The 24,970-nt window shown below is 61.8% G+C and carries 24 protein-coding genes; 14 read left to right on the top strand and 10 right to left on the bottom strand.

From position 1 onward, the window contains the following. Positions 1-4 precede the first annotated feature (4 nt). Together AS189_RS12315 and AS189_RS12310 are read right to left on the bottom strand one after the other, a co-directional pair. A complete protein-coding gene (locus AS189_RS12315) occupies positions 5-886 on the bottom strand; it encodes an AAA family ATPase (RefSeq protein ID WP_062289348.1) in 882 nt (293 codons plus the stop codon). 227 nt (positions 887-1,113) lie between these two features. Then, positions 1,114-1,731 (bottom strand): NADPH-dependent F420 reductase, encoded by a 618-nt coding sequence (locus tag AS189_RS12310; RefSeq protein WP_062289345.1) that lies wholly within the window; start codon positions 1,729-1,731, stop codon positions 1,114-1,116. Positions 1,732-1,919: 188 nt separating this feature from the next. On the opposite strand from AS189_RS12310, the gene AS189_RS12305 reads away from it, so the two are divergent. Beyond that, positions 1,920-2,582, top strand: coding sequence for a TetR/AcrR family transcriptional regulator (locus tag AS189_RS12305; protein WP_062289342.1), 663 nt, complete (start codon positions 1,920-1,922; stop codon positions 2,580-2,582). A 99-nt stretch (positions 2,583-2,681) separates the two neighbouring features. Here the strand turns inward: AS189_RS12305 and AS189_RS12300 are convergent, their stop codons facing one another. From AS189_RS12300 to AS189_RS12275, 6 genes are all read right to left on the bottom strand, one after another. Continuing rightward, complete coding sequence (locus tag AS189_RS12300; RefSeq protein WP_160320830.1) at positions 2,682-3,965, bottom strand: reverse transcriptase family protein; 1,284 nt, start codon at positions 3,963-3,965, stop codon at positions 2,682-2,684. Between the two features lie 449 nt (positions 3,966-4,414). Beyond that, positions 4,415-5,515, bottom strand: a complete 1,101-nt coding sequence (locus AS189_RS12295) for an alkene reductase (RefSeq protein WP_237759835.1) — start codon at positions 5,513-5,515, stop codon at positions 4,415-4,417. Positions 5,516-5,651: 136 nt separating this feature from the next. Further along, positions 5,652-6,401 (bottom strand): nucleotidyltransferase family protein, encoded by a 750-nt coding sequence (locus AS189_RS12290; RefSeq protein ID WP_062289336.1) that lies wholly within the window; start codon positions 6,399-6,401, stop codon positions 5,652-5,654. 18 nt (positions 6,402-6,419) lie between these two features. Continuing rightward, on the bottom strand, positions 6,420-6,842 hold the full coding sequence (gene arfB / locus AS189_RS12285; RefSeq protein ID WP_062289334.1) for an alternative ribosome rescue aminoacyl-tRNA hydrolase ArfB: 423 nt from the start codon (positions 6,840-6,842) through the stop codon (positions 6,420-6,422). Between the two features lie 48 nt (positions 6,843-6,890). Then, positions 6,891-7,523 (bottom strand): dihydrofolate reductase family protein, encoded by a 633-nt coding sequence (locus AS189_RS12280; protein ID WP_062293581.1) that lies wholly within the window; start codon positions 7,521-7,523, stop codon positions 6,891-6,893. 47 nt (positions 7,524-7,570) lie between these two features. After that, positions 7,571-7,921 (bottom strand): VOC family protein, encoded by a 351-nt coding sequence (locus AS189_RS12275; protein ID WP_129587263.1) that lies wholly within the window; start codon positions 7,919-7,921, stop codon positions 7,571-7,573. 455 nt (positions 7,922-8,376) lie between these two features. Here AS189_RS12275 and AS189_RS12270 point away from each other — a divergent pair, with 455 nt between their 5' ends. From AS189_RS12270 to AS189_RS12215, 12 genes are all read left to right on the top strand, one after another. Then, the gene (locus AS189_RS12270) at positions 8,377-8,949 is read left to right on the top strand and encodes an antibiotic biosynthesis monooxygenase (protein ID WP_062289331.1); all 573 of its coding nucleotides are present in this window, start codon (positions 8,377-8,379) and stop codon (positions 8,947-8,949) included. 212 nt (positions 8,950-9,161) lie between these two features. Next, a complete protein-coding gene (locus tag AS189_RS12265; RefSeq protein ID WP_062289327.1) occupies positions 9,162-9,464 on the top strand; it encodes an urease subunit gamma in 303 nt (100 codons plus the stop codon). Positions 9,465-9,502: 38 nt separating this feature from the next. Then, entirely contained in the window at positions 9,503-9,889 is a 387-nt protein-coding gene (locus AS189_RS12260) for an urease subunit beta (RefSeq protein ID WP_062289324.1), read from the top strand. Beyond that, on the top strand, positions 9,886-11,598 hold the full coding sequence (gene ureC, locus AS189_RS12255) for an urease subunit alpha (protein ID WP_062289320.1): 1,713 nt from the start codon (positions 9,886-9,888) through the stop codon (positions 11,596-11,598). The genes AS189_RS12260 and ureC overlap by 4 nt, the downstream gene beginning before the upstream one ends. 11 nt (positions 11,599-11,609) lie before the next feature. Then, positions 11,610-12,104 carry an urease accessory protein UreE gene (gene ureE / locus AS189_RS12250; protein WP_062289317.1) on the top strand — a complete coding sequence of 165 codons (495 nt, stop codon included), beginning with the start codon at positions 11,610-11,612 and terminating at the stop codon, positions 12,102-12,104. Position 12,105: 1 nt separating this feature from the next. Next, positions 12,106-12,792, top strand: a complete 687-nt coding sequence (locus AS189_RS12245; protein WP_062289314.1) for an urease accessory protein UreF — start codon at positions 12,106-12,108, stop codon at positions 12,790-12,792. Between the two features lie 27 nt (positions 12,793-12,819). Continuing rightward, complete coding sequence (gene ureG / locus AS189_RS12240) at positions 12,820-13,437, top strand: urease accessory protein UreG (protein ID WP_062289311.1); 618 nt, start codon at positions 12,820-12,822, stop codon at positions 13,435-13,437. Then, complete coding sequence (locus AS189_RS12235; RefSeq protein ID WP_062289308.1) at positions 13,434-14,297, top strand: urease accessory protein UreD; 864 nt, start codon at positions 13,434-13,436, stop codon at positions 14,295-14,297. Before ureG ends, AS189_RS12235 begins: the two co-directional genes overlap by 4 nt. Beyond that, positions 14,297-15,394, top strand: coding sequence for a HoxN/HupN/NixA family nickel/cobalt transporter (locus tag AS189_RS12230; RefSeq protein WP_062289304.1), 1,098 nt, complete (start codon positions 14,297-14,299; stop codon positions 15,392-15,394). Before AS189_RS12235 ends, AS189_RS12230 begins: the two co-directional genes overlap by 1 nt. 612 nt (positions 15,395-16,006) lie before the next feature. After that, positions 16,007-17,539, top strand: coding sequence for an amino acid permease (locus AS189_RS12225; RefSeq protein ID WP_082634265.1), 1,533 nt, complete (start codon positions 16,007-16,009; stop codon positions 17,537-17,539). 310 nt (positions 17,540-17,849) lie between these two features. Beyond that, a complete protein-coding gene (locus AS189_RS12220) occupies positions 17,850-18,500 on the top strand; it encodes a DedA family protein (protein WP_062289301.1) in 651 nt (216 codons plus the stop codon). Between the two features lie 106 nt (positions 18,501-18,606). After that, complete coding sequence (locus tag AS189_RS12215; protein ID WP_062289297.1) at positions 18,607-19,773, top strand: SGNH/GDSL hydrolase family protein; 1,167 nt, start codon at positions 18,607-18,609, stop codon at positions 19,771-19,773. 78 nt (positions 19,774-19,851) lie between these two features. On the opposite strand, the gene AS189_RS12210 is transcribed toward AS189_RS12215, so the two are convergent. Beyond that, on the bottom strand, positions 19,852-21,330 hold the full coding sequence (locus AS189_RS12210; RefSeq protein WP_062289293.1) for an MDR family MFS transporter: 1,479 nt from the start codon (positions 21,328-21,330) through the stop codon (positions 19,852-19,854). Positions 21,331-21,536: 206 nt separating this feature from the next. On the opposite strand from AS189_RS12210, the gene AS189_RS12205 reads away from it, so the two are divergent. After that, complete coding sequence (locus AS189_RS12205; protein WP_062289291.1) at positions 21,537-21,938, top strand: DoxX family protein; 402 nt, start codon at positions 21,537-21,539, stop codon at positions 21,936-21,938. Positions 21,939-22,035: 97 nt separating this feature from the next. Here AS189_RS12205 and AS189_RS12200 read toward each other — a convergent pair whose 3' ends face one another. Then, positions 22,036-24,933 (bottom strand): family 20 glycosylhydrolase, encoded by a 2,898-nt coding sequence (locus tag AS189_RS12200; RefSeq protein ID WP_082634264.1) that lies wholly within the window; start codon positions 24,931-24,933, stop codon positions 22,036-22,038. Between the last annotated feature and the right edge of the window lie 37 nt (positions 24,934-24,970).

The following is a 24,970-nucleotide window of genomic DNA, read 5'->3' as shown; positions in this document are numbered from 1 at the left end:
GGTTCTACCCCAGCATCCTGGCCAGCGCGGCCGTGACGCGTTCGGTGTCCTCGCGGTATTTGCACAGTGCCCCGATGCTGGCGGCGGCCGATTCCAGGTCCAGCTCCGCGCTGCCCAGCAGGTGCAGGGCACGGGCCCAATCAAGGGTTTCGGCCACTCCGGGCGGCTTCATGATGTTATCCGTGGCCCGAATCTGCTGGACGGCCCGCACCACTTGTTCGGCAAGCAGCTCCGGGACGTGGGGCAGCCGGGTGCGAACTATCTCCACCTCGCGGGCCAGGCCCGGGTGGTCGATCCAGTGGTAGAGACAGCGGCGTTTGAGCGCATCGTGGAGGTCCCGGGTTCGGTTTGAGGTCAGCACCACGATGGGCGAGGTAGCTGCCTTGACAGTGCCAAACTCCGGGATGGAGACCTGGTAAGTGGAGAGCACCTCGAGCAGGAACGCCTCAAATTCATCGTCCGCCCGGTCAATCTCGTCAATGAGCAGCACCGCCGGGCTCTGCTGCAGGGCCTTCAGGATGGGCCGGGCCAGCAGAAAGCGCCCGTCATAGAGCGACTTCTCCAGTTCCGCCGTGGCTAGGCTACTTCCACCAGCCTCAACGCTGCGCAGGTGCAGGATCTGGGCCGTGAAGTCCCAGTCGTAGAGCGCCTGGCTGGCGTCAATGCCTTCGTAGCATTGCAGCCGGATCAGGGGCAGGCCGAACGCCTGCGCGAGGGCCTCTGCCATGGCGGTTTTGCCGGTGCCCGGTTCGCCCTCAAGCAGTAGCGGCCGTTCCATGGTCATAGCCAAATACGCAATGGTAGCCAGCCCCTCATCGGCCAGGTACCCGGTTTCGGCAAGTTTGGCAGAGAGCGCGGCCGCGGAAGCAATCGACGTCGTCGTCATGGCCTAAGCATATCGGCCGAGGGACCCGCCGCGAGCTCGTGAGCGGTGGGAGGCCGAAATGCGATAGGACCCCGATTCAACGCCTCACCGACGCTGCATCACTTAAAGGCGGCTTTTGGTCAACGCTGCATCACTAGAGGGTGGTTTCTCGTCGACGCTCCCGCAGAGGGAACGGCTAGGGTTAGGCTGATGCCGAGGCCCATGACACTGATTCTGCCTCTAGTTCTTTAGAGAACTTCGGCACCCAAGGCGAGGTCGAAGCCGGCGCCGTTTCGGGCCAAGCCAACTAGGAGGATGCCGGCCCATTCAAGGGCGTGGGCCATCTCGAGCCCTCCCGCGTCGAGGGGTCGCATCCCCAAGCTCGCCAGAAACGCAGCGACACGTGTTTTTGCCTCGGCGCTGTCACCGGCGAAGAACGCGTCTAGGGGCTCGTCTTCAGCAATGACGCCACCGAAGATCGTATTGAATGCCTTCACGACGCGTAACCCCTCGGGTGCGGCGGCGGCGATCTGCTGTGAGACCGAGTTGCCCTCGGTAGTCACGAGCCCGCTTGCTTCGGCGTTGAACGGGTTGGTGATGTCGACGAGGATCTTGCCTGACAACGCATCGCCGTAGCGCGTGACTGCTTCAACCGCGCCGGCGTACAAGACGGCCAGGATGACGATGTCACCCGCCGGCCGTGCGCCGTACGTGCCGACGGTGGCTCCGTTCCCGATCTGCTCGGCAAGTGCCTGAGCCTTCACGGTGTCGCGGCTCATGATCTCGACGGTGTGGCCGTGCTTAGACGCCCGGGCGCCGATGGCGGTGGCCATGTTGCCTGAGCCGATGATGCTGATGGTGGTCATGATGTTCTCCTTATTAGTGTCCGGGTAAGCGCCAAGGTGAGGCACCCCTCCGGTCTTTGATACTGTTCCAAACGGAGGGGTGCCTCACTTTATTCCGCATCAGCGCCTCAAGGTGGGAGAAAGTTTCCGGACCTCCAGAGCAACGCCATAGCGGAGGCTACCCTCAGTATCAGTTGTAGACTGATGAAGTGAGCCACAGTGACGTTGAACAGATGCGGATGCCCCGGCGCCGCGACACCCAGGAGCGCCGCGACAAGATGATCGCCGCGGCGCAGCGCGAATTCGCCGCACGCGGTGCGGATGCCTCCCTAGAGAAGATCGCGCGCGACGCCGGCGTCGCCATCGGCACACTGTATCGCCACTTCCCGACACGCTTGGACCTGCTCATGGCCGCCTTCAAACCACGGCTCCAAGAGTTCCTCGATAGGGCCAACAGGGCACTTGCGATGGACGATCCGTGGGACGGGTTCGTCTACTACTTGGAGAACCTGTTCAGCATGCAGGCCGGGGACCGGGGTTTCAACGACTTCCTCTCCCGACGATTCCCCCACAATCCCGAAACCGAGTGCATCCACGACCAGATGTGCCAACACATCGAGGACGTGCTCGCGCGAGCCCAACAAGCCGGGAAGGCTCGCCCCGATATCACGCAGGCCGACATCGTCAATCTCATTTGGTCGCTCGGCCGAATCGTCGATGCCACCAGCACCACGGCGCCCAAAGCCTGGCGGCGTTACCTCCACCTGATGCTCGACGCCTACCGGGCTGAGCGGGCACATTCGCTCCCCGAGCCGCCGATGACGACCGAGCAGCTCTATGACGCCATGGTCCATCTCAACGAGACGCAGTAGGGCTGCCGGCCTGAGGCGCGTCTAGTTCCAAGCCCGGGCTGGGTCGGTAAGGCCTGAAGCCCGCTGAGGACGCCTCAGATGGTGGCAGTCAGGGTGCCGTCACCATTGGATGCGGTGGAAATCCTGGAGGAGTTTGGCGCCGCGGGCAGGATTGAGCACTGCAACCCAAGAAATACGGCCCAGCAAATGCGCACGGAAATCGCTGCGAGCTTCCCGGTTTTGCGACTGGGGTCCATGCATGCGGCAATTGTGGATGATGGCCTTGAGCCGATCAAAGTCCGGGCGGGGAACATTGGTGCGTTCATTGACCACCACCGAGGTCACCATTTGCCGGACCCCAGACCGGCGCACTCGAGTCTTTTGTTGGTTTACGCTGTGCTCTTGGTCTTCGATGATCAAGGTGGCCGCACGCAAGAACGCATCAGCATGCTGTGCCAAGTCCTGGCCACCGCTAAATGCGAGGTCGTCGGCGTATCTGGTGTAGCCGCCGTCGAACTTCTCCGCCAGGCCCGCAAGGCGCGAATCGAGCCGGCGCAGCGAGAGATTCGCCAGTGTCGGCGAGGTGGGCGCGCCCTGCGGAAGATGCGGCACGGAGAGTGATTGGCGCAGCGCGAACCGCTGGGTCGCGTCCCCACCGGAAGGCATTTGGGCGAGCACCCGGGGCGGAACCACATGGGTGGCGATGCCAACCAGACGGTGGGAAACGGCTTCGGTGTAGCCGGCCTGCCGCAGCGTGCCGTACACCCGTCCGGCAGTTACCTTGGCAAAGAAGGTCACTAAATCCAGGTTCAACACCACGTCCCGACCCATATGGTGCGCAGCTCCTGTGACGGCACTGCGGCCCGGTACAAATCCGTGCGCGGCGTCATGGAGCTCAAGTGGGTAGAGCAGCTCCCGCAGCACGGTTCGTTGGAGGGCACGCAGCCTAGGTGCCGGTATCTCCAGCAGCCGAGGCAGCCTGCCCGGACGCGTACGCCACTCATAGCGGTAATGCTGGAGTTTGCGGGCAGCCGTTCGATTCCAGTGTTTGGGATCTGCGAACCATTCCAGTTCTCCGCCGCTCAGCTTCAGCCTTTCGGCCAGCTCGCCCAGCGTGCCGATCTGGGGGACGCCCGCGTGCCTATTTTCCCGGGCCACCGACGGGGCCAAGACATAGTTGGCGATCAGGATGGGCTTGCGTTGCTGGAGGGCTTTGGCTGTTGCCTCTATAAAGGGGTCACAGCTGCCGATCATGGCGCCCAGTTCGCGTGGAGCATCCAGCGGCGGGCGTGGGTACCCGCGCACAACTTGGGCAGCCAGCGGTCCCAGCCAACGCCGTCGTGCTCCCAGAGCATGGGCACCGGCAGCTACGAGTTCCGCCTTGGTCCACTGAGGGGAAGCCAAGAAGGCCTGCGCCAGGGTTTGCGCGATCGCAGAGCTTGACGGGCGTGGAGTGCGTTTAAGGGTGGCCGCGGCTCGGGTCACCGCAGGATTCACGCTGGCCCCACGGGCAGGGGAGGCTCGGACGCTGGGCCGGTGGTCATGGCTGCGATGGCTTCTTTGATGACTCGGCTGTCTGTGCGGGTGCGCTGCTGCGCGGAGCGCAGTGACGCACCCGCGGTGCATGGATCAGGCAATACTGCATACCCCGGGGTAGCCCCGGAGAGGGACGCGCGCCAAAGGACGCTTCCCGCCTCATCAAAGAAACCATCGCATGTCTCCCATGCTAAACGACGGTTCCCACAATGCGCTCGAAGGTCGGCACCCGGGCGGGTGCCGACCTTCGACTGCTATGCGGTGCCTCAGCGCTGGTGCCTTGGGCGCCAGTGGGGCAGCCGCGGGCTAGTGGGCGGCTAGTTCGCCCAGAACGGGTAGTCGGTGTATCCGGCCGCGCCTTCGGTGTAGAACGTGGCGAAGTCTGGTTCGTTGAGGGGCAGGTTCTCGGCCCAGCGGCGGACCAGATCCGGGTTGGCAATGGCAGGGCGGCCCACAACTACGGCGTCTGCCCACTCGGTCAGGGACTGTGCATCGGCGAGCGTGGTGACAGACTCAAATCCGGTGTTCAACAGCACGGGTCCACCAAAACGGGTACGCAGTGTCTGTACTAGGTTTCCCGAAGGATCCTTGTGCAAAATGCTCAGTCCAGCCATGCCCAGCGTGGAGATGCCATCTACCAACGCCGAATAGGTGGCTAATGTTTCGGCTGCATCCGTTTCCAGTGCCCCCTGGATGTTGTGCTCGGGTGAAATGCGCAGCCACGTCTTATCGGCGCCAACTGCCTGGGCCACGGCCTGCACGGTTTCGATGACAAAACGTGCACGTTTCGCGGGGCTGCCGCCGTATTCGTCAGTGCGCTGGTTTGATGCAGGGGACAGGAATTCGTGAAGCAGGTACCCGTTGGCTCCGTGGAGTTCCACGCCGTCGAATCCGGCAGCAATGGCATTAATGGAACCCTGGACGAATTCGCCGATAATGCCAGCCAGTTCGCCTTCCTCTAATGCGTGGGGGACCGGGTAAGGGGCCTTGCCCTCATAGGTGCGGGTCACGCCGTCGATTGCGATGGCGCTCGGGGCCACTACTTGGCGTCCGCCGTTGGTGCCTTGGTGGGTAACGCGGCCCGAGTGCATGACCTGGGCGATGATGCGCCCGCCGTCTGCGTGCACGGCGTCGGTGACTCGCTTCCAGCCAGCAATCTGCTCATCGGTGACTAGACCCGGCTGACGCACAAATGCCTGGCCGGCAAAGCTGGGGTAAACACCCTCGCTGGTCAACAGCCCCATCGACGCGCGCTGGCGGTAGTACTCAACCACCAGGTCCCCGGGCACGCCATCCACACCGGATCGGGAGCGCGTGAGCGGGGCCATAACCACGCGGTTGGGAAGTTCTAAGCTGCCTAGTGTTACGGGGGAAAACAAGTTCAAGGACATCTCCAGAGTTCGGTTGATGGACAACATCTGGCACAACCTAGAGAGTTGGGGCGGTATTCCCAGCGGCCGGGTCACGTCTTGGATGTCACATCTTCGATGACACACATGGGCCCTGCAGCCCCTGAGCCGTGGACTTGGTGAGCCATGGTCAGTCTGGCACCGGTTACTCCAAGAAGTGGAGGTCCGCTGGGGTATCGATGTCGGCACCGTCGGTGTACGGGCTGAAATCGACGAGGTCAACGAGCTCGGGATGGGCGGCGAGGTAGGTACGGGCACCGGAATCACCCGCGGCAAGAGCAGCTGCCGCCCGGGCATGGTTGGCGGAGAACGCCACTGGATTCCCGCGCCGCAACTTGCCCGGGCCCACGGTGGCTGCAACGTAGGCGCCTGCACGGGTGATGCCCGCCGGGCCCACGTTCGCGGTGCCGTCCACTCCGGCAGTCTCCACTCCGGCGTTCTCCACTCTGGCAGTCTCCACGCCGTAAGGGGAGCGGTACCCGGCCGCAGTGATTCGCCCGGGCTTGTGCAGAGCGAGCAGAATCTCAATGAGCCCAAAGCTCATGCCTGGCTGGTCCACCAGCGCCACGAGCACGCAGCCAGCACCGTCGCCTTCACCAACGCCGTAATCAACACCGTCAGTGGCCGCAGCAATCCCAGCGGCGAAAGAGGTACCCATGCCTTCTTCCCACCGGGGGTTCTCAACAATCCGGCAGCCTGGGGGCAGGGGAGTGGCCCTGACCTGCGCGGCGCCAGCACCAACCACCACGATCACCTCGGAGCAGCCACCGCGCAGCAGTTCCGTTGCGGCATGGGCAACAAGAGTGGTTCCGCGAAAAGTTAGCAGCGCTTTGGGCCCAAGCCCCAACCGCGTCCCGGCGCCTGCTGCCAGAAGCACCGCCACTGTCCGTGTCATGGCTCAACCCTAGCGGCGTCAGTCCGAGTGCGGGCGCTGCCTGAGTTGTTTCGTTGCAGAACGCTGCTGCTTAGCCGCCTGATGCCTGCGTTTGGATCCCCGGCTGGGCTTGGTGTTCTTGCGGGGAGCGGTGTCAGGGACCAGTGCCGCAGCCACGAGCGCACCCAATTTCCCCAGCGCAATCTCACGGTTGCGCAACTGCGAGCGTTGTTCATGCGCCGCCACGGTGATGACACCATTCACCAGCCGCTTACCGAACCGCTCCAGTAAGAGCTCGCGTTGTTCTTGCGTGAGGACAGACGATTCGGCTACGTTCCACAGCAGTTCCGCTCGGCTGTCGGAGGTATTCACATGCTGACCGCCGGGCCCTGAGGAGCGTGAAAACCGCCAGATGAGTTCACTGGCAGGAATGGTGAGTACCGGGGAAACCGTCAAATCCATGCCCCAAGTCTCGCACGGGAGGCGAAAGGTGCGTGCCGCCGTCGTAGTTCAGGAAAAGGGAACGTCCCCCACGCCCGTATACGTGGCATAGTCGGGAGGCCCCGTGAACCGATAACTATGCAGCGCCAGGCCACCAGGAGTGCTGCGGCTCTCGAGCAACTCGAGCCCGGCGGGTGCACAACCGTCGGGGAAGAGGCGGCGGCCGCTGCCCACAACTACGGGTGCCACCACGAGTCGGAGTTCGTCGATCAGCCCAGCCTCGAACAGCGACTGGGCGAGCGTGGAGCTGCCGTGAATTTGAATTTCACCGCCAGGAGTGGACTTGAGCTGCCTCAGCGATTCGGCGAGGTTGCCGGACAGGACGGTGGTGGGATTCCATGAACCCTGTGTCAGCGTGTTGGAAGCGAGGTATTTGGGCAGGCTGTTCATGCGTGCCGTGAAGGGATCATTCGGATCGGTGATGAGCGGCCAGTCACGTGCGAAAGCAGTGTAGGTGCGGCGGCCCAGCAGCAAGGCGTCGGCAAGCTCGAGCCACGCGGACGCCTGATCGATAAAGTCCTGATCCATGTGCGGGACAAACCAACCACCGCGGGTAAACCCACCGCTGGTGTCCTCATCCGGTGAACCCGGACCCTGCGATACGCCGTCAAGGCTCACGAATTGCGTCAATGTCAGTTTCATGTTCGTCCTTCCAGAGGGGCTGGCTGCTTGGACGCGCTGATCCACGATCACCGGGTTCCGTCCGGACCGACCACCACGAAGCTGGCTGGTCCGGTGGTATCGGGGTCTGCCTCGGCCAGAAATTCCACCCCGGTTTCCTTGAGCTGCTGCTGGAGCTCACACACGTCCGTGAACGGGGGAGCAGCCTGAGCGTCTTGGTTCCAGCCCGGGTTGAAGGTTAGCGAGTTCTTCTCAAACATGCCTTGGAACAGCCCAATAACCGCGTCCCCGTCTTTCATGACGTGCCTATTCTGGGACAGATCGCCCACATGATGGGTGAATCCGGGCATTTCATAAAACGCCACTGAGGCTTTGATGTCTTTGGCTGCGAGACTGACCGAAAACGTGCCGAGCTGCATGGGGATGCTCCGCTGCTGGAAGGAATTTCTTTCGATGATAGCTGGGCTCCATGCCCACCGCCATGAAAAGCTCTTTCCGGTATTGGGCCATGTTTACCGGGCCCCTGTTTCCATCCAGTCTGCGGGTGCATGATGGGAGTAAGCGAACACAATTTTCCTCCGTCTGCCGTTCGCCGCGTGGCCTCCGTGCCGCCTAACTCAAGGAGTTGACCGTCGTGAATATGTGGGGACTGGCCATTGTCATTGGATTCATTGTTGTTGTCACCGTCATCATGGGACTCATCGCTACCCATGGCAGCTATGAAAAACCACGCCACTAGGGCCACCAGAAGTACCTGATTCACCCGAACACCACTACGGCGTGCCGTTCACTTCAGGACGCCTCGTGTCCGCCAGGTTTTCCTGTTCAGTCCACATAGTGGATAGGGCTTGCGTTATGCCACTACACTAATTCGGTGCCTTCTTCTCAACCAGTTACCGTGTCCATTGCCCGAACCGTCCAGCACGGCTATCACCGCCAATTCGCTGCTTGGGCCTTGGCCGGACAAGAGCTTGCCAGAGAGTGGCCCGGGTACCTCGGATCGGGCTGGGTTCGCAACAACCTGAACTCCAATGAATGGCACGTCATGTACCGCTTTTCCGACGCGGAAACACTCCGAGCCTGGGATGACTCACATGAACGTAAGTGGTGGATTGACAGCAGTGGTGGACTCATGGAGATCACCAGAGTCGAGCATCGCACAGGCATCGAGGGGTGGTTTGACCAGCCCGGGGATGTTTCTATTACCGTTCCGGAAACAGTGGTGCCGCCCCGGTGGAAGCAAGCCGTGGGCATCTTCCTTCCGTTCTTCCCCATGAGCCTGCTGGCCAATATCCTGTTGCGCCCTGTGACCGGCGACTGGCCGCTGGCACTGGCTGTCTTGCTGAATGTAGGCATCCTGACGCCGATCATGACGTATTACATGCTGCCGCTGAGCACGCGCCTATTGCGGCCCTGGTTGCAGGCAGCTCGTAAAACTCGCCGTTGAGGTACGACGGCGTAACTCGCCTAGGCGGGCCGGTCTGTGCGGCCGACGCAAACCCCTAGCTGTACCCCAATTTCCGTACGATCACGGGAGTTATGCCCCGGCAAAAGGCCATGCTAACCTAGCAATATTCCACGGACCTCCCGGCGTAGTCTCTCGCCGGTTGCAGATAACGGGTGGAGACTTAGATCCGTTAGTTCCTTGAGGAGGAATACATGCATTTGACGCCCCGTGAGAGCGAAAAGCTCATGATCGTTGTCGCCGCAGACTTGGCCCGTCGCAGGCAGTCCCGGAACTTGAAACTCAACCATCCAGAATCGGTCGCCATCCTCACCTATGAGCTGATCGAAGGGGCCAGAGACGGACGCACAGTTGCCGATCTCATGAGCTGGGGGAGCAGCATCCTCACCCGTGACGACGTCATGGAAGGGGTGGCGGACATGATCAAGGATGTTCAGGTCGAGGCCACCTTCCCCGATGGCACCAAGCTCGTCACCGTGCACAACCCCATCCGCTAAATCCAAGGCCCCCAGAGGCGCCAAAAGGAGTGACTCCCGTGAAACCAGGAGAATACATTTTGCGTTCGGAGCCAGTGACGTGTAATGCCGGCACGGACGCCATTTCGCTTCAAATCATCAACCGCGGCGACCGGCCCATTCAGGTCGGCTCGCATTACCACTTCGCCGAAGTCAATGATGCCTTGGAATTCGATCGTGAAAGCGCCTATGGGTGCCGTCTGGACATACCGGCAGGCACGGCCGTCCGTTTTGAGCCCGGTGACGCCAAGACCGTGAACCTGATCCAGCTGGCCGGAACACGGGAAGTCTTCGGCTTCCGTGACCAGGTTAATGGGAAGCTCGACGGCGCAGACGCCCGCCCAGGTGCCGGGCAGGCCCCCGCCGCTGACACGGCGACAAAAGCAGCCGAAAAGGACGGACAATGAGCTTTGAACTGAGCCGCAAGCAGTATTCCGACCTTTACGGCCCCACCACCGGCGACGCTATCCGCCTCGCCGACACCGAATTGTTTCTAGAAATCGAGCATGACCACACCAGATATGGCGAGGAAGTGGTCTACGGCGGCGGCAAGGTCATCCGTGACGGCATGGGCCAAAACGGCCAGCGCACCCGGGATGAGGACATCCCCGACACCGTCATCACCAACATCATCGTGCTGGATTGGTCCGGCATCTACAAGGCCGATGTCGCCCTCCGCGACGGTCACATCTTCAAGATCGGCAAGGCCGGCAACCCGGACATCTCCGACGGCGTGAACATCACGATCGGCGTCGCCACCGACATCATCGCCGGTGAAGGCAAGATCATGACCGCCGGCGGCATCGACACGCACGTGCACTTCGTCAGCCCCGACCAGGTCCCCGTCGCCCTTGCCAGCGGCGTCACCACGCTGATCGGCGGCGGCACCGGCCCGTCCGAAGCCAGCAAGGCCACCACCGTCACGCCCGGAAAATGGCACATCTCCAAGATGCTGCAGGCCGTGGACAACATGCCCATCAACATCGGCCTGCTCGGCAAGGGCCATGCCAGCGCCCGCGAACCACTCGCGGAACAGGTACGCGCCGGCGTCATCGGCCTGAAAGTCCACGAGGACTGGGGCGCCACACACTCATCCATCGATATGTCGCTGCAGGTTGCCGACGAATTCGACGTCCAGGTCGCCATCCACTCCGACACCCTCAACGAATTCGGCTTCGTCGAGGACACCATCAAGGCCATCGCCGGGCGTGTCATTCACACCTTCCACACCGAAGGTGCCGGCGGCGGCCACGCGCCGGACATCATCAAGATCGCCAGCCTGCCCAACGTGCTCCCGGCGTCCACCAACCCCACGCTTCCCTTCACGGTCAACACCATCGACGAGCACCTGGACATGCTCATGGTCTGCCACCACCTCAGCCCCGACATCCCCGAGGACGTGGCCTTCGCAGACTCCCGTATCCGCAAGGAAACCATCGCCGCCGAGGACGTCCTGCACGACATGGGCATCTTCTCCATCACCTCCTCCGACTCCCAGGCCATGGGCCGCGTCGGCGAGGTGGTCCTGCGCACCTGGCAGGTGGCCGATGCCATGAAGCGCCAGCGCGGGAAGTTCGACGACGACCCCGAGGTCGGTGACAACGCCCGGCTTAAGCGTTACGTTGCGAAATACACGATCAACCCGGCCATCGCCCACGGCATCTCCGATTATGTTGGCAGCATCGAGGAAGGCAAATTTGCCGACCTCGTCATCTGGGAACCTGCGTTCTTCGGCGTGAAACCGGAGATGGTGATCAAGGGAGGCCAGATGGTCATGTCCATCATGGGGGACCCCAACGGGTCCATCCCCACCCCGCAGCCACGCACCTTCCGGCCCAATTTTGCAACCCTGGGCCGCGCCGTGCATTCCTCCTCCATCACGTTCATGTCCCAGGCTGCAGTCGACGCCGGGGTTCCGGCCGAGTTGGGCCTGGCGCACGAGGTGCGAGCCTGCCACGGCATCCGCAATCTCACCAAGGCGGACATGAAACTGAACGGCGAAACACCCGACATCCAGGTGGATCCCGAGACCTATGAGGTGCGTGTTGACGGCGAAGTCGTCACGGCCGAAGCCTCCAGCGTGCTGCCCATGGCCCAACGCTACTTCCTCTTTTAACAGGAGAACCATTGATTATTGACGCCATCCTTGGCAATAAGTTCGATCCCGCCACACAAACCTTCGACCCCTCCGTTTTGGAAAAACTGCATGAGGAACGCGTGGTGCTGCCCTCGGCCCTGCTGGTCAAGCGCATCCAACGCGTCACCACCGATCATGGCCGTGAGCTGGGCATCCGGCTGGCCGGCGAGACGACAGCAGACCTCCGCGACGGTGACGTCCTGTATGTGGACGAGACGGACGCCATCGTGATCTCCGTCGAGCACAGTGACGTTCTGGTAATCGCCCCGGAGTCCGTCAAGGAGATGGGCATCGTGGCGCACAACCTGGGCAACCGGCACATGCAGGCCCAGTTCTTCGGTGAGGACAGCGAATACGAAGCCCAGGTCATGGTCCTCGCCTACGACCACACGGTGGAGGACTACCTCAAACACGTGGGCGTGCCGTATTCGCGGCAGGAACGCGTCATGCCCGTGCCCTTTCGCCACGCAGAGCACACACACTAAGATGGCGCCCGCACCGAGTTACCTGTTGCCGCTGCTGCAGCTGAGCGATTCGGCGCTGCCCACCGGCGCGTTCAGCCACTCACTCGGCATGGAAACCCACCTCGATCGCGGGATTGTCCACGACGAGAACAGCTTCGCGAACTGGCTGACCCAGTTCATCCGGATCCAGCTCGTCCACTCCGACGGGCTCGCCATCCGCTTGGTCTACGATGCCGAAACCCAGGCAGAACTGTTCCGCGTGGACCGGGAACTGCACGCGGCGGCCCTGCCCCGGGAAATTCAGGAAGCGGGGGTGAAGATGGGTGCACGCATGCTCGATATCGCCGGCTCGGTCTTCCCGTGCGCGGAACTTGGGGACTATGCGGTGGCGGTCGGCTCGGGGGAGTGCGCCGGCCACCCGGCACTGGCGTTTGCCATCGCCGGGAAGAACCTGGGAGTGCCGCTGGAGGAACTGTTGAGCACGTACCTGTTTTCCACCGTGACGTCGCTGACGCAGAATGCGATCCGCGGTATTCCCCTCGGCCAGAGCGCCGGCCAGCGTGTCCTTGCCGCTGCGCACCATGAGGTGCGGGACGGCGTCGTTCTTATCCAGACGCTGGGACGCGAGGACTTCGGCGTCACAGCCCCCGGGCTAGAAATTGCCCAAATGCAACACGAGCGCCAACGCGCCCGCATGTTCATGTCATGACCCACACACTTTAGAAGGAGAAACCACATGAAGCCCATCAAGATTGGCATTGGCGGACCGGTCGGCGCCGGCAAGACGCAGCTCGTGGAGCGCCTGACCCGCGCCCTCGACGGGCAGATCTCAAGCGCTGCGATCACGAACGACATCTACACGATCGAGGACGCGAAGATCCTGGCAGCGAACGGCGTGCTTCCACTCGATAGGATCATCGGGATTGAGACCGGCGGCTGCCCGCACACTGCGATCCGTGAGGACACCTCGATGAACTCGGCGGCGGTGGAGGAGCTGGAGGCGCGGCATCCTGACCTTCAGGTTATTTTCATTGAATCGGGTGGCGACAACCTCTCGGCGACGTTCAGCCCCGAGTTGGTGGACTTTTCGATCTACATCATCGACGTGGCGCAGGGCGAGAAGATCCCGCGAAAGGCCGGGCAGGGCATGATCAAGGCGGACCTGTTCATCATCAACAAGACCGACCTGGCCCCCTACGTGGGCGCTGACCTGTCTGTGATGGAGGCCGATACCTTGGAGTTCCGCGGCCACAAGCCGTACTGCTTCACGAATCTGAAGACCGACGACGGCCTGGAACACGTCCTCAACTGGCTTAAGCGCGACGTGCTGATGCTTGACTTGGAAACCAGGTGACCGCAGCCGTCACCGTGGGGCGGTTGGCTGCGCCTCAGGAGTGGGCGGGGACTTTGTCGCTGGACATCGACCGGCGCGAAGGCCGCTCAATCGCGGTCAAGCAGTTTCACGACGGGGCGCTGCGGATCCTGCGCCCGCACTACCTGGATGAGTCCGGGCAGGTTTGCTACGTGGTCATCAACCCAGGTGGCGCATATTTGGGCGGGGACAAGTACCTCATCGAGGTCGCGGTGGCCGACGGGGCCGAGCTGCTGTTGACCACGCAGTCGGCCACGAAGGTGTACCGGACGCCGAATAATCGCGCCGAGCAGCACATGCGCGTTTTGTTGGGTGCCGGTTCACGCTTGGAGTTGCTGCCCGATCCGCTGATCGCCTATCGCGAGGCCACCTATGCCCAGGTGACGGCGGTGGACATGGACCCTACGGCGTCGCTGGTCATGGCCGAGGTGGTCACGCCCGGCTGGTCGCCGGACGGCAAGCTGTTCCGGTATGACGAGATCCGCATGCGCAATGAGATCTCCATCGGCGGCCGGTTGACGGTCCTGGACAATCTGCTGATTCGCCCCGGAAGCGGCTCGCCCGTTGACAGCACATGCTTCATGGCCGAGTACACGCACCTCGCCTCACTGCTGGTCATGGATGCGCGCGTGGACCAGGCGCTGGTGGATGAACTCCACGCGCTGCTCGCTCCTAAGAACGACGGCGGCCAGCTGGGACTGACGCTGCTGGACGGCCCGGGTCTGGCCTTGCGTGCCCTGTCCCACTCAACGGAACGACTGAACGAAATGCTGGCTGCCGCCGTCGATCTTCTGCGGAAGCGTTGGCACGGCCAAGAACCCCTGAACTTAAGGAAATACTAGTGCCCGCCGTTGCCCGCCTCGGATATCTGGAACGTGAGAAGCTTCCGGTCGCCCGCAGGATGGGCGCCACGTTCCTGGCAGTGGCCTTGCTGCACATCGTCGTGGCGGGGCTCGTGGCTTTTTCACTGTTGACAGATGTTCATCCGCTGGCCATCGGCCTGGTGATCACTGCATATCTGGCCGGCGTGAAGCACAGTTACGACTGGGACCACATCGCCGCAATCGACAACTCGAGCCGCAAGTTCGCCGCCCAGGGCAGGGGGCCGGTGAGCGTCGGCTTCGCGTTCAGCATGGGCCACAGCTCCGTGGTGTTGCTGGCGGGAGTCCTCGTTGTCAGCGGTGCCAGCATCATGGGTGCCGTGCTGCAGGACGGGTCGGCAGCAAACATGACCCTGGCCGTTTTTGGTGCGAGTGTTTCGGCGTTGTTTCTGTTGGCCATCGGGCTGTTCAACGGCGCTGCGTTCCTGAAGGCCAACGTCCTGTTCCGGCGTGTCAGTGGGGGAGGGGAGGTTGCGGATGATGAGCTAGCACCGACAGGCATGGTCGCACGCCTCATGGACAAGCCGCTGTCCAGGGTGAAGCGGCCCCGCGATATTTACGTGCTTGGCTTCCTGTTCGGACTGGGCTTCGACACCGCGTCCACCATCGCTTTCCTGCTGCTGACAGCCTCGGCCGCCCTGGCCGGCATATCCATTGCAGCCCTGATGGCATTGCCGCTGGCGTTCGCTGCCGCCATGACGTTGTGCGACACAGCCAACGGCATGGCAATGATGAAAATGTACCGCTCCGCCGTCATGAACCCAACCCGACGGATCGGCTTCAACATGGTCATCACCGGGCTGTCTTCCACCTCGGCCCTGTTCATTTCGGCCCTGACCATCGCGGGCATCATGCAAGACGTGCTAGGCCTGAAGGATCCGGTCTCAACGTGGCTCGCCAACCTGGATCTAGGCCATGCCGGCTTGCTGCTGGTGGGACTGTTCCTGGCCGTGTGGGGAATTGCGGCAATGGGCTGGCGGCGGGACAGGCACGACGGCGGATCCCACCGCACCACGTCCTCGCCAAAGTCATCGTCCGGGTCATCGCCAGAATCGTAGCGGTCGTCGTACCAAGACCGCTGTCACGACTCCTGCTCCGGCACCACATCCCAGGTCCCCTTGATCTCAGCCAATCCCACCATGAACTCGCATCCGGCAGCCTCTCCGGCGCGTCCCCGAGCGAAACCCCCAGCACCACGGCCATGGCAGTCCAGGAAAAGCGTGAAGTTCCCGATGTTGCGGGCATGACCTACAGCGAGGCATACAACGCACAGGTCAGCGAAGACTTCTTCGCCAAGCTGGTCGATGATACCGGCGTCGAGTGGACCACGGAAAAGCCTGGAGATTTATGCCGAGCCGGGCAACACGCACCACAACGCGGGATCCGGGCGCGTGCGGCCACAGGGAATGGGTGTTTGCTAATTTGGCCAAGGGCAGTGACTCCCACCACTAATTCATGGTTTGTGGAAAAACCCCGTCATAATGGAGTGTTGCCCTCAGATATTGGGCTCCAGACAACCATTCTCCGCCACCGCTCCGCCCCCACAGGTCTGGAACGAAGAAATTGACGTCGTCCTGACATCCCAGGGCACGCACCAGAAGGTCGCAAATGCAGCAGAAACACTGTTCTTCACCGTGGTCTAGGGCTCGCCGGGCCGGGCAGGACCACCCATGAGCAGGACCTCTGTCGATTCAGCGATTGCTTCCCACGGTCAGGCTGCCGTAACCGGCACCAAGCAAGAAGGGTCCGGCGCTGACAACGAGCTCAAGCGCGGCCTGAGCAGCCGTCACCTGCAGATGATTGCGATTGGTGGCGCTATTGGCACCGGCCTCTTCGTGGCCTCCGGTGGCACCATTGCTCAGGCCGGTCCCGGTGGAGCCCTACTGGCCTACATTCTGGTGGGCTTGATGGTCTTCTTGTTGATGCAGTCCTTGGGTGAGATGTCCGCCAAGATTCCTGTGGCGGGTTCATTCCAGACGTACGCCACTCGCTTTGTTTCACCATCATTCGGGTTCGCCGTTGGCTGGAACTACTGGTTCAACTGGGCCATTACCGTGGCCGCGGAACTAGTGGCCGCAGGCATCATCATGGACTTCTGGTTTCCAGGGGTTCCTGGTTGGCTCTGGGCCGGAGCTTTCCTGGTGCTACTCACCGCAGTAAACGCGCTTTCATCCAAGGCGTTCGGGGAAAGCGAGTTCTGGCTGTCCTCGATCAAGGTGGTTGCGGTAATCCTGTTCCTCATCGCCGGTGTCCTGATGATCTTTGGCATCCTGGGCGACGGCCACTCAGGAATGTCGAATTGGCAAAACGGTGAAGACGTATTCCACGGTGGCTGGGTGTCCATCATCTCCGTCTTCATGATCGCCGGGTTCTCCTTCCAAGGCACCGAGCTGGTGGGCGTGGCGGCAGGCGAAGCCAAAAACCCACGGCGCGAGGTCCCGCGCGCTATCCGCTCAGTCTTCTGGCGCATCATGATCTTCTACGTGGGCGCCATCTTTGTCATCGGCTGCCTGATCCCCTTTACCGACCCAAGCCTGCTGGCATCCGGGGAAGCAGACATTGCCGCCTCACCCTTCACCTTGGTCTTCGAACGGGCGGGCATTGCCTTCGCCGCAGCTGTGATGAACGCCGTGATTTTAACTGCCATTCTCTCGGCCGGTAACTCCGGGCTCTACGCCTCAACGCGCATGCTCTACGCCATGGCGCACGACGGCAAGGCCCCAAAGATCTTCGGCCGCACCAACTCCCGAGGCGTGCCGATGGCCGCACTGCTGGCCACGGCCGCCGTCGGACTCTTCGGTTTCCTGAGCGCGATCGTGGGCCAAGGTGCCGCATACTCGTGGCTGCTGAACGTCTCGGGACTGAGCGGATTCATTGTCTGGGCTGGCATCGCGGTCTCGCACTACCGCTTCCGGCGCGGATTCATTGCCCAAGGGAACAAGGTGAGCGATCTGCCGTACCGAGCCTCGTTCTTCCCCATTGGGCCCATCTTGGCGTTCACGGTGCTCATCTTGGTGATCGCCGGGCAGAACTACGAGGCGATTCTTGCTGGCCGGGGAGCGGAAGTCCTCTCGTCCTATATTGGCATCCCCATCTTTCTGGGCCTCTGGCTCATTCACCGATTCGTCAGCAAATCCAAAGTTGTGCCACTGCTGGAGATGGACCTTTCCGGCCCCAAGGATGTTGAGGAGAGCGCCGCTTAGCGGTGGCACCTTAACCTGCGCCGTCGTTTCCAAGTACGACGGCGTCACTAGGCGATGGCGTCAAACTCACCTTCAGTGATCGAGAATGCCGTCAGTCGGTGTAGGCGACGGCGTCAATACGCAGACAATTGGGAACTGACAGGTCCTAGAACCACCACTCGAGGTCACCGCACCACCGCTTTATGTAAGCCAACACTGCGGGTTTCCTCAGGGGTGAATAGGGGGATATCCCCATGGTGGCGCCCCGCCGGTAACCGTAGCGTTGAAGACATGGATATCCCCGCAATGAACCCGACGGCAGCGTGCAGTCATGACTGACTTTTTGATGGCAGCGGCAGGACAGCCGTGGGCCTACGTGGTGGTGGTGGTTTTTTGCCTGCTGGACGGCTTCTTCCCTCCCATTCCCAGCGAGACCCTGGTGGTTGGCGCAGCTGCCCTGGCTGTAAATCACGGGTGGTCTGCGCTTTCACTACTGGTTCTCACGGCTGCTGTCGGCGCATTTCTCGGCGACAATGTCGCCTACATGATCGGGCGCCATCTAGGAAAACACCGCTTTGCCTGGCTGCGCCGGCCGATGATGCAGCGTGCATTTGCCAAGGCGGAGACAGAGCTGGAACAACGGGCAGTTTCAATGATCTTGGTGGCAAGGTTCCTCCCCGTAGCCAGGGTTGCCGTCAATCTCACCGCCGGGGCTACTCGGTACAATCGACGTAGGTTTGTGGCAGTGTCGGCCCTCTCCGCAACGCTGTGGGCCATCTACTCAGTAGCTATTGGAGCGCTGGCTGGATCCTGGTTGCGTGAACACCCGCTGCTAGGTCTAATAGGAGCCATGCTCGTTGCCGGTCTGCTAGGAATCGTGCTCGATAAAACACTTGGTGCATTCCGGGCTCGTCGCGGCGCAACGAATTCCAAACCAGAACCAGAACCAGCCAGGAGTCTGGCAGCAGCTAATCTGCTGTAGACCTTTCCCGAAGAAGACTCGAGGGAGGCACCCAGGGCCCCTCACATGTAAAGATGGACGCAGCAGCGCACCCCGACCCAGCAATCCGCAGACGCCCTGGAGCCACATGATTACCACCCATCCCATCCCGGCCAGCTTTATTCGCGGCGCCCTCGAACTGGAGAGCACGGCGACGGGCACCATTGTCCATCGCCTACCTTCCAGCGCACGCGCCCAGGCCAACGGGGATCCACAGCTCCTCATGGTCGAGCAGCAGCCCTCCGGAGTGCGCATCGTCTTTCAGACTGCGTCTACCACCATCGAGCTAGACACCGTACGCTCGCGTACCAGTTATGCGGGAGCCCCGTCTCGACCCGATGGCGTCATTGAAATCGTGGTGGACGGCTCAGTCTTCGGAGAGTCCGTCACCAACGGCGGCATTCTGACAACCATTGACATGGCCACCGGAGTCCCCTCACGTGAACAGGGCCCCAGCTGCACGAGTAGCTTCACGAACCTGCCAGCGGGGCTAAAAAATATTGAACTCTGGCTACCCCACAATGAGGTCACTGAGCTCTTGGAGCTTCGCAGCGACGCACCCCTTCAACCACAGCCGGTCAGCGTTCGCCCCCAGTGGCTGCACCACGGCAGCTCCATCAGTCACGGCTCCAATGCCACGCGTCCGACGGCGATTTGGCCCGCTCTTGCTGCCCGCTTGGGTGGAATGGAACTGACAAATCTCGGTTTTGGTGGCAGCGCCCTGTTGGATCCTTTTACTGCACGCACTATGCGTGACACACCGGCTGATGCCATCAGTATCAAGATGGGCATCAACATAGTCAACCTTGACCTGATGCGGTTGCGCGCTTTCGGACCGGCCGTCCACGGATTCCTTGACACTCTCCGCGACGGGCATCCGGAGACGCCTTTGCTGGTGGTTTCGCCCGTCTTCTGTGGAATTCATGAGGACACTCCTGGCCCCGGGGCCTTCGACATGGCCGCCCTTGCCGAAGGAAAAATGCGTTTCATCGCCACCGGGGACCCGCTGGAAACTGCCGCCGGAAAGCTCACCTTGCGGATCATTCGGGACGAATTGGAGCGGATAGTCCGCGCACGCGCACAAAGCGATCCAAATCTGCATTTCCTCGACGGATTGGCACTCTATGGTGAGAGCGATGCCCAAACGCATCCTCTTTCAGATGCGCTCCATCCGGACAGTGAAACCCACCGCCTCATGGGTGAGCGCTTTGCACGCCTGGCGTTCCGTCCTGGCGCTCCGCTGGAGGCGCGCTAACACCAACAAAAAGCCCGGCCCGCCACCTATCAAGCAGGCGGCAGGCCGGGTTCAAAGTTCAAGGAGACAGCCCAAGCATTAGTGCATTGCGCTAGTAGCCTTTGCAGTGGTGGACGCAGGCTCCGAGGAGGATGCGTCGCGGGACTTGCCCATGAACGCGGCAATGACCGCGATGCCCAAGGCCACGCATCCGGCCACCATGAATCCATTGCTGAATCCGGCAGTCTGTGCGGCGATCGGATCCTTACCAGCTGCTGCAGCCGCCAACGTTCCGGCAGACATGACGCCCACCAGCAGCGCTGTACCGGCCGCCCCACCCAACTGTTGCAGCGTGGAGAGTAATGCTGATCCGTGCGAATGCAGCGAATGCGGCAGCGGGTTCAGTCCGGCAGTGAAGGCGGGCGTGAAGATGAAGGCCAGCGCCACCGACATGACCAGGTGCATGCCGATGATCATGGCGAGGGGAGTGGTCTCGTTCAGCTGGGTGTAGCCAAACAGGACGGCAGAGAGCAGCAAGCCACCGGGCATCAGCAGCGGTCGAGCCCCCACCTTGTCGAACAATTTGCCCACCCAAGGAGCCAGCACACCCATCAGTATGCCGCCGGGGAGCATCACCAATCCGGTGGTGAGTACATCCAAGCCTCGAACGTTTTGGAGGTACATGGGCAACAGGATGATGACGCCGAACAGGGCCAACATCGCCATGACCATCAAGGCTAGGGCGAGTGTGAACTGGCGCAGCAGGAACGGACGCATGTCCAAAAGCGCGCTGTCTGTGCGCTGGAGTCGCAGCTGAAGGATCACGAACGCAGCCAGCGAGACCAGCGATACGCCAAGTGCCACGAGCGCAATCAGGTGAGTGCCGGCGTCGGGCGATCCAATGCCGCTCAAGCCGTAGACCAGACCACCGAAGGCGGGAATGGAGATGAGCAGTGAGGTTACCGAGAGCTTTGAGTGGCTCCGCTCCCCACCTGTTGGGAGAAGTCGTGAACCCAGGATCAGGGCAAACACCGCGACGGGCAGCACCAGCAAGAAGATGAAGCGCCAAGACAGCGAATGCAAAATCAGTCCGGACAGCGTGGGCCCGATGGCGGGCGCTACCGAGATCACGATGGAGACGTTACCCATGATCGCGCCCCTGCGGTGCGAAGGTACCAGATCCAAAATGGTGGTCATGAGCAGCGGCATCATGATGGCGGTTCCCGATGCTTGGATGACGCGGGCCACCAGCAACACCTCAAAACCGGGAGCTAGTCCAGCGAGGAGTGTGCCCGCCGAGAACAGACCCATGGCCACCATGAAGACTGTGCGGATGGGCAGGCGTGTGAGGAGGTAGCCGGTGGTGGGAATCACCACAGCCATGGTCAGCATGAATGCCGTGGCGAGCCACTGGATCGCAGACGCCGATACCTGGAACTTGTCCATCAGTTCGGTCAGTGCAACGTTCATAATGGTTTCGTTGAGGATCACAACGAAGGCTGAAACGAGAAGGACGCCGATGGTGGTGCGGTCCCTGGCCGAGAGCCGATCAGGCGCTTCAGCGGTGGAAAGTGACATGGTGGGTCCTGGTCTATTTTGGTGCGGAAATGATGAGGGTGCCGTGACGGTTCGAGGCTGGCTATCAGCATAGAACACCGGCTCACTGGGGTAAGCGCCAATGTCAGGGCATCTATTCCCATGTATTCGCAGCTTTTCCCAGTTTCTCTTCAGCGGGATTGCTGAGTCCACCGGCTAGTGTTGTTCGAAAACCACCTAAGGAAGGCATGATGCGAGTAAACACCGTAAAAACATGGGCCTTGGCGGCCCTCCTGGGCACTAGCGCCGTCAACCACGTGAGGAATCCTGCGTTTTACTATCCTGTGGTTCCGCCTTCATTGTGCAGCGACAAGGGTGGAAGGCTCGGCGTCATGACACGCAAGCAATGGGTTCTGGCGTCGGCCGTCCCGGAGGCGCTGGCAGTAGTTGGATTGCTGATACCGCGTACCCGCAACGTCACAGCCATTGCCACGACGCTGATGTTTGTTGGATTCACCGCCGGCCACCTCACCGCGTTGCGGCGAGCATTTGGGCCGGAGGGAACATCTCAGACCAAGCGAATCCATGCCGTGAGGCTGCCGCTGCAGGTGCCGTTGATCGCCTGGGCTTGGAGCGTTCGCAAGCCCTGAGCCCCGCCCCATCAGCGCGCGTCGATCACGCCCACCTGGGCAGCACAAAAGCCGGGCCCCCTTCGGCTAGGGGTGCCCGGCTTCTGTGTGCTCGTACCTAGTGCTTGCTCAAGCGCCTTCTAGATCCGGCCACAATGACCAGACCTGCGAGAAGCGCAAGGAGCGCACCACCAATCATGAGCGTTGACTTAGCGCCAGTGCTGGCCAAGCCATCCTGATTGGTCCCGTGAGACGGTGTCGCGGACGACGCCGTTACTTGCGTAGGAGCAGCACCGTTCGTGCTGTCCGTGGCTGGGTCTGTAACGGCCGGTCCTGTTGTGGTGGCCGAGTCGCTTGGAGCCGTCGTTGCCGACGGACTCGTGGGGTCCGTGGTGGGATCCAGTGTTGGGTCCACCGTGGGGTCCGTGGTCGGGTCCGTGGTTGGCGCCGTCGTGGGATCCGTTGTTGGGTCCACCGTGGGGTCCGTGGTCGGAGCCAACGTTGCCGGGGGCGTGGTGACGGGTGCGGACGTTTCCGGGGCCGCTTCCTCGGCGATCATCAGGCTGGCGAAACCAGCCAAGGAACCATCGGCGATTTGAACACTCACCACGTGCTCGCCAGCGGTGAGTCCTGTGGGGACAATCAAGGGAGCTTCACCTGCGGCGTTGCTTCGCACCCAGCCGTTGGTGCTGGTCGCTGAGAAGGCCGCAGTGGCGCCGTCGTGAACTGCCAGCAGCAGCCAGGCGTTGGCCGGCAGGTTCTTCAGCGTGACGTACTCGCCGCCGTCGAACTCGGTGGCAGGAACTGCCAGGTCAACCGGTGATGTGGCTGGCAGTTGCGCCGGATCCACCAGCGCAGGCGCTGCTGCCGGAGCATCTGGAGCCGTTGTCCAGTTCACGCCGGTGGTCTTGAAGTGCGTCAAGTCCTGAAGTGCCATGCGTCCGCCAAGCTGACCCGCACGCTTGGTGAAGTCTGCGTAGCTGCGCTCACTTTGAGCAGACCAGCCCACTTCAGCCGTGGCGAGGCCACGAGGGTACTGGTATGTTTCCGTCTGTTCCATGCCACGGATCCATTCGCCCCACTGCACGGTTTCCACCCCGAGAATCCGGTCATCCATAACGCCGGGGAGATAATTTTCGGGGTTCCAGTCGTAGTGAGTTTCCAAGGTGCAGGGTCCGCCGCAGGCCCACGTGCCGCCTGCGCTCTGGGCATTGTCCTGCTTCTGCGGGATGTAGGTCTTCTCAGCCGGGGAGAGGATGGCTTTGAGATTGTTCGCCAAGATCTTGGTAGCCGTACTTTGCCGGTTGCCGGCCCAGTACTGGACGATGGAATCCTTGGGCAAGTTGGCCGAAGAGTATTCGTTCCAGCCAATGACCTGCTTATCCAAGCCATGTACCTGGTCAACAAAGGCATCCACCATGGTGACGTACTTGTCATGCGGGGTTACATGGGACTCGTCCCCACCAATGTGCAGGTAGGGACCGGGGGTCATGGCCGCCAGCTGTGTCAGGACCTCCTTGGTGAACTCGTACGTTGCGGCGTTGTCAGCGTCAAACGTGGTGCCGCCAACGTTTCCTGATCCTTGGTGGGGCGGAGTGTCGGTCCCCGGCGCCGGCTTGGGCGCTGAGCCTGCCGAGTTGAGCTGGGGAATGGCGTGCAGTGCGGCGTTGGTGTGGCCGGGCATGTCAATTTCAGGGACAACCACCATGCCGTTCTCGCCGGCGTAGCTCACAATCTCTTGGTAATCGGCCTTGGTGTAGAAGCCCGTGTGGCCCAGTTCCGTGCCCTGCATGACGCCGGCATCGTTGTAGGTCATGGCGGTCTTGCCGGAAATGTCCGTCAAGTCCGTGTATTTGATTCCCGAGGGATTCGCTGCCGGCTGGTCCATGGCGATGCGCCAGCCCTGGTCATCGGTTAAGTGAAGGTGCAGGCGGTTGAACTTGAACTGTGCCGCGTTGTCGATGTGTTCCTTCATTTCATCAACGGTGTAGAAGGAGCGGGCCACATCGATCTGGATGCCGCGGTACTCATAGCGGGGGTAGTCGCTGATGACCACGCCGTCCACGGTCCACGGTGTAGTGACCACTGCATCGGACTCGATCCACTGTGGAAACAGTTGGCGGAGGGTCTGGACGCCATTCAAGGCACCGGCAGCCGTGTTGGCCTCCACCCGGACCCCCGCGGCGTCAGCCTGGAGGGCGTAGCTCTCTGCCTTGTCCTCGGACAATCCCGGGGCAACAGTGACGGCAATATCATTCGCTATGGGAGTCCCGAACACCACGGGAAGGGCAAAGCCCGTGCTCTTGCGGGCTTTCTGGGCGAAGTACGTCGCTGCCGCAACAGCATCGCCCGTGGCCACAATGCGGCTTGACGGAGTCAGCCGGAAAGTGCCGTCAGCGGTCTGGGCGACGGCAGATGGCAAGGGCACCAGTGCCGGATTGGCGGGTACGGCCTGAACGGCCTTGTCATAGATTTCAAACTCGGATATGGAATAGCCAAAGGTCGCCCACTGGGAGGCCAACACGGCACGGACGAACTTGACGTTACTGGCGCCAACCTTGATTTCATCCACGCGCGCGGGGCCGGTGGAACTGGTTATGACCTTGACGTCTGTCCACGTGGTGCCGTCGACGGAGGTCTGCAGTGTGTAGTTCCTGGCCGCCCCGGCCGGCCACTGGATCTTCACGTTGTCAACGGGGCCCGCAGTAGCCAGCTCAACCTGGAACCAGCCAGCGTTTCCGGCGTTAGAGGACCACCGCGTGCCTACCTTTCCATCGATGGCGTTGGCCGCAACGTTGCCAGGGATTGCGGTTTCCACGCTGTGGGCCGTCGCCGTCCCCGTCAACGCCAGATTATTTGGCAGGGCCACGGGAGCCGGTGGCGGCACCACAATGGGTGCGGCCTGGGCCGGTGGGGCTGCCTGGGCTGTGAAGGCTGTTGGCAAAACTGCTGCGAACAGACCCAGCGCCGCAGCACAGGCGAGCCCGGCCGTCGTCGTTCTTCTTAGTGCTCTCAATCCATTACTCGCTTACTTCTCTTGGGACCGCAAGAGG

Origin of the sequence: Arthrobacter alpinus, assembly GCF_001445575.1 — a bacterium.
GTDB lineage: Bacteria > Actinomycetota > Actinomycetes > Actinomycetales > Micrococcaceae > Specibacter > Specibacter alpinus_C.
The sequence above is the reverse complement of the archived record's forward strand: the minus strand, read 5'-3'. Positions and strand labels throughout refer to the sequence as shown.

What these genes read in the sequence shown, in the direction of transcription:
- AS189_RS12315 (WP_062289348.1), bottom strand. Translation starts at nt 886, where the DNA reads ATGACGACGACGTCGATTGCTTCCGCGGCCGCGCTCTCTGCCAAACTT.
- AS189_RS12310 (WP_062289345.1), bottom strand. Translation starts at nt 1,731, where the DNA reads ATGACCACCATCAGCATCATCGGCTCAGGCAACATGGCCACCGCCATC.
- AS189_RS12295 (WP_237759835.1), bottom strand. Translation starts at nt 5,515, where the DNA reads ATGTTGTCCATCAACCGAACTCTGGAGATGTCCTTGAACTTGTTTTCC.
- AS189_RS12290 (WP_062289336.1), bottom strand. Translation starts at nt 6,401, where the DNA reads ATGACACGGACAGTGGCGGTGCTTCTGGCAGCAGGCGCCGGGACGCGG.
- arfB (WP_062289334.1), bottom strand. Translation starts at nt 6,842, where the DNA reads ATGGATTTGACGGTTTCCCCGGTACTCACCATTCCTGCCAGTGAACTC.
- AS189_RS12280 (WP_062293581.1), bottom strand. Translation starts at nt 7,523, where the DNA reads ATGAAACTGACATTGACGCAATTCGTGAGCCTTGACGGCGTATCGCAG.
- AS189_RS12275 (WP_129587263.1), bottom strand. Translation starts at nt 7,921, where the DNA reads ATGCAGCTCGGCACGTTTTCGGTCAGTCTCGCAGCCAAAGACATCAAA.
- AS189_RS12265 (WP_062289327.1), top strand. Translation starts at nt 9,162, where the DNA reads ATGCATTTGACGCCCCGTGAGAGCGAAAAGCTCATGATCGTTGTCGCC.
- ureC (WP_062289320.1), top strand. Translation starts at nt 9,886, where the DNA reads ATGAGCTTTGAACTGAGCCGCAAGCAGTATTCCGACCTTTACGGCCCC.
- AS189_RS12245 (WP_062289314.1), top strand. Translation starts at nt 12,106, where the DNA reads ATGGCGCCCGCACCGAGTTACCTGTTGCCGCTGCTGCAGCTGAGCGAT.
- ureG (WP_062289311.1), top strand. Translation starts at nt 12,820, where the DNA reads ATGAAGCCCATCAAGATTGGCATTGGCGGACCGGTCGGCGCCGGCAAG.
- AS189_RS12225 (WP_082634265.1), top strand. Translation starts at nt 16,007, where the DNA reads ATGAGCAGGACCTCTGTCGATTCAGCGATTGCTTCCCACGGTCAGGCT.
- AS189_RS12220 (WP_062289301.1), top strand. Translation starts at nt 17,850, where the DNA reads ATGACTGACTTTTTGATGGCAGCGGCAGGACAGCCGTGGGCCTACGTG.
- AS189_RS12215 (WP_062289297.1), top strand. Translation starts at nt 18,607, where the DNA reads ATGATTACCACCCATCCCATCCCGGCCAGCTTTATTCGCGGCGCCCTC.
- AS189_RS12210 (WP_062289293.1), bottom strand. Translation starts at nt 21,330, where the DNA reads ATGTCACTTTCCACCGCTGAAGCGCCTGATCGGCTCTCGGCCAGGGAC.
- AS189_RS12205 (WP_062289291.1), top strand. Translation starts at nt 21,537, where the DNA reads ATGATGCGAGTAAACACCGTAAAAACATGGGCCTTGGCGGCCCTCCTG.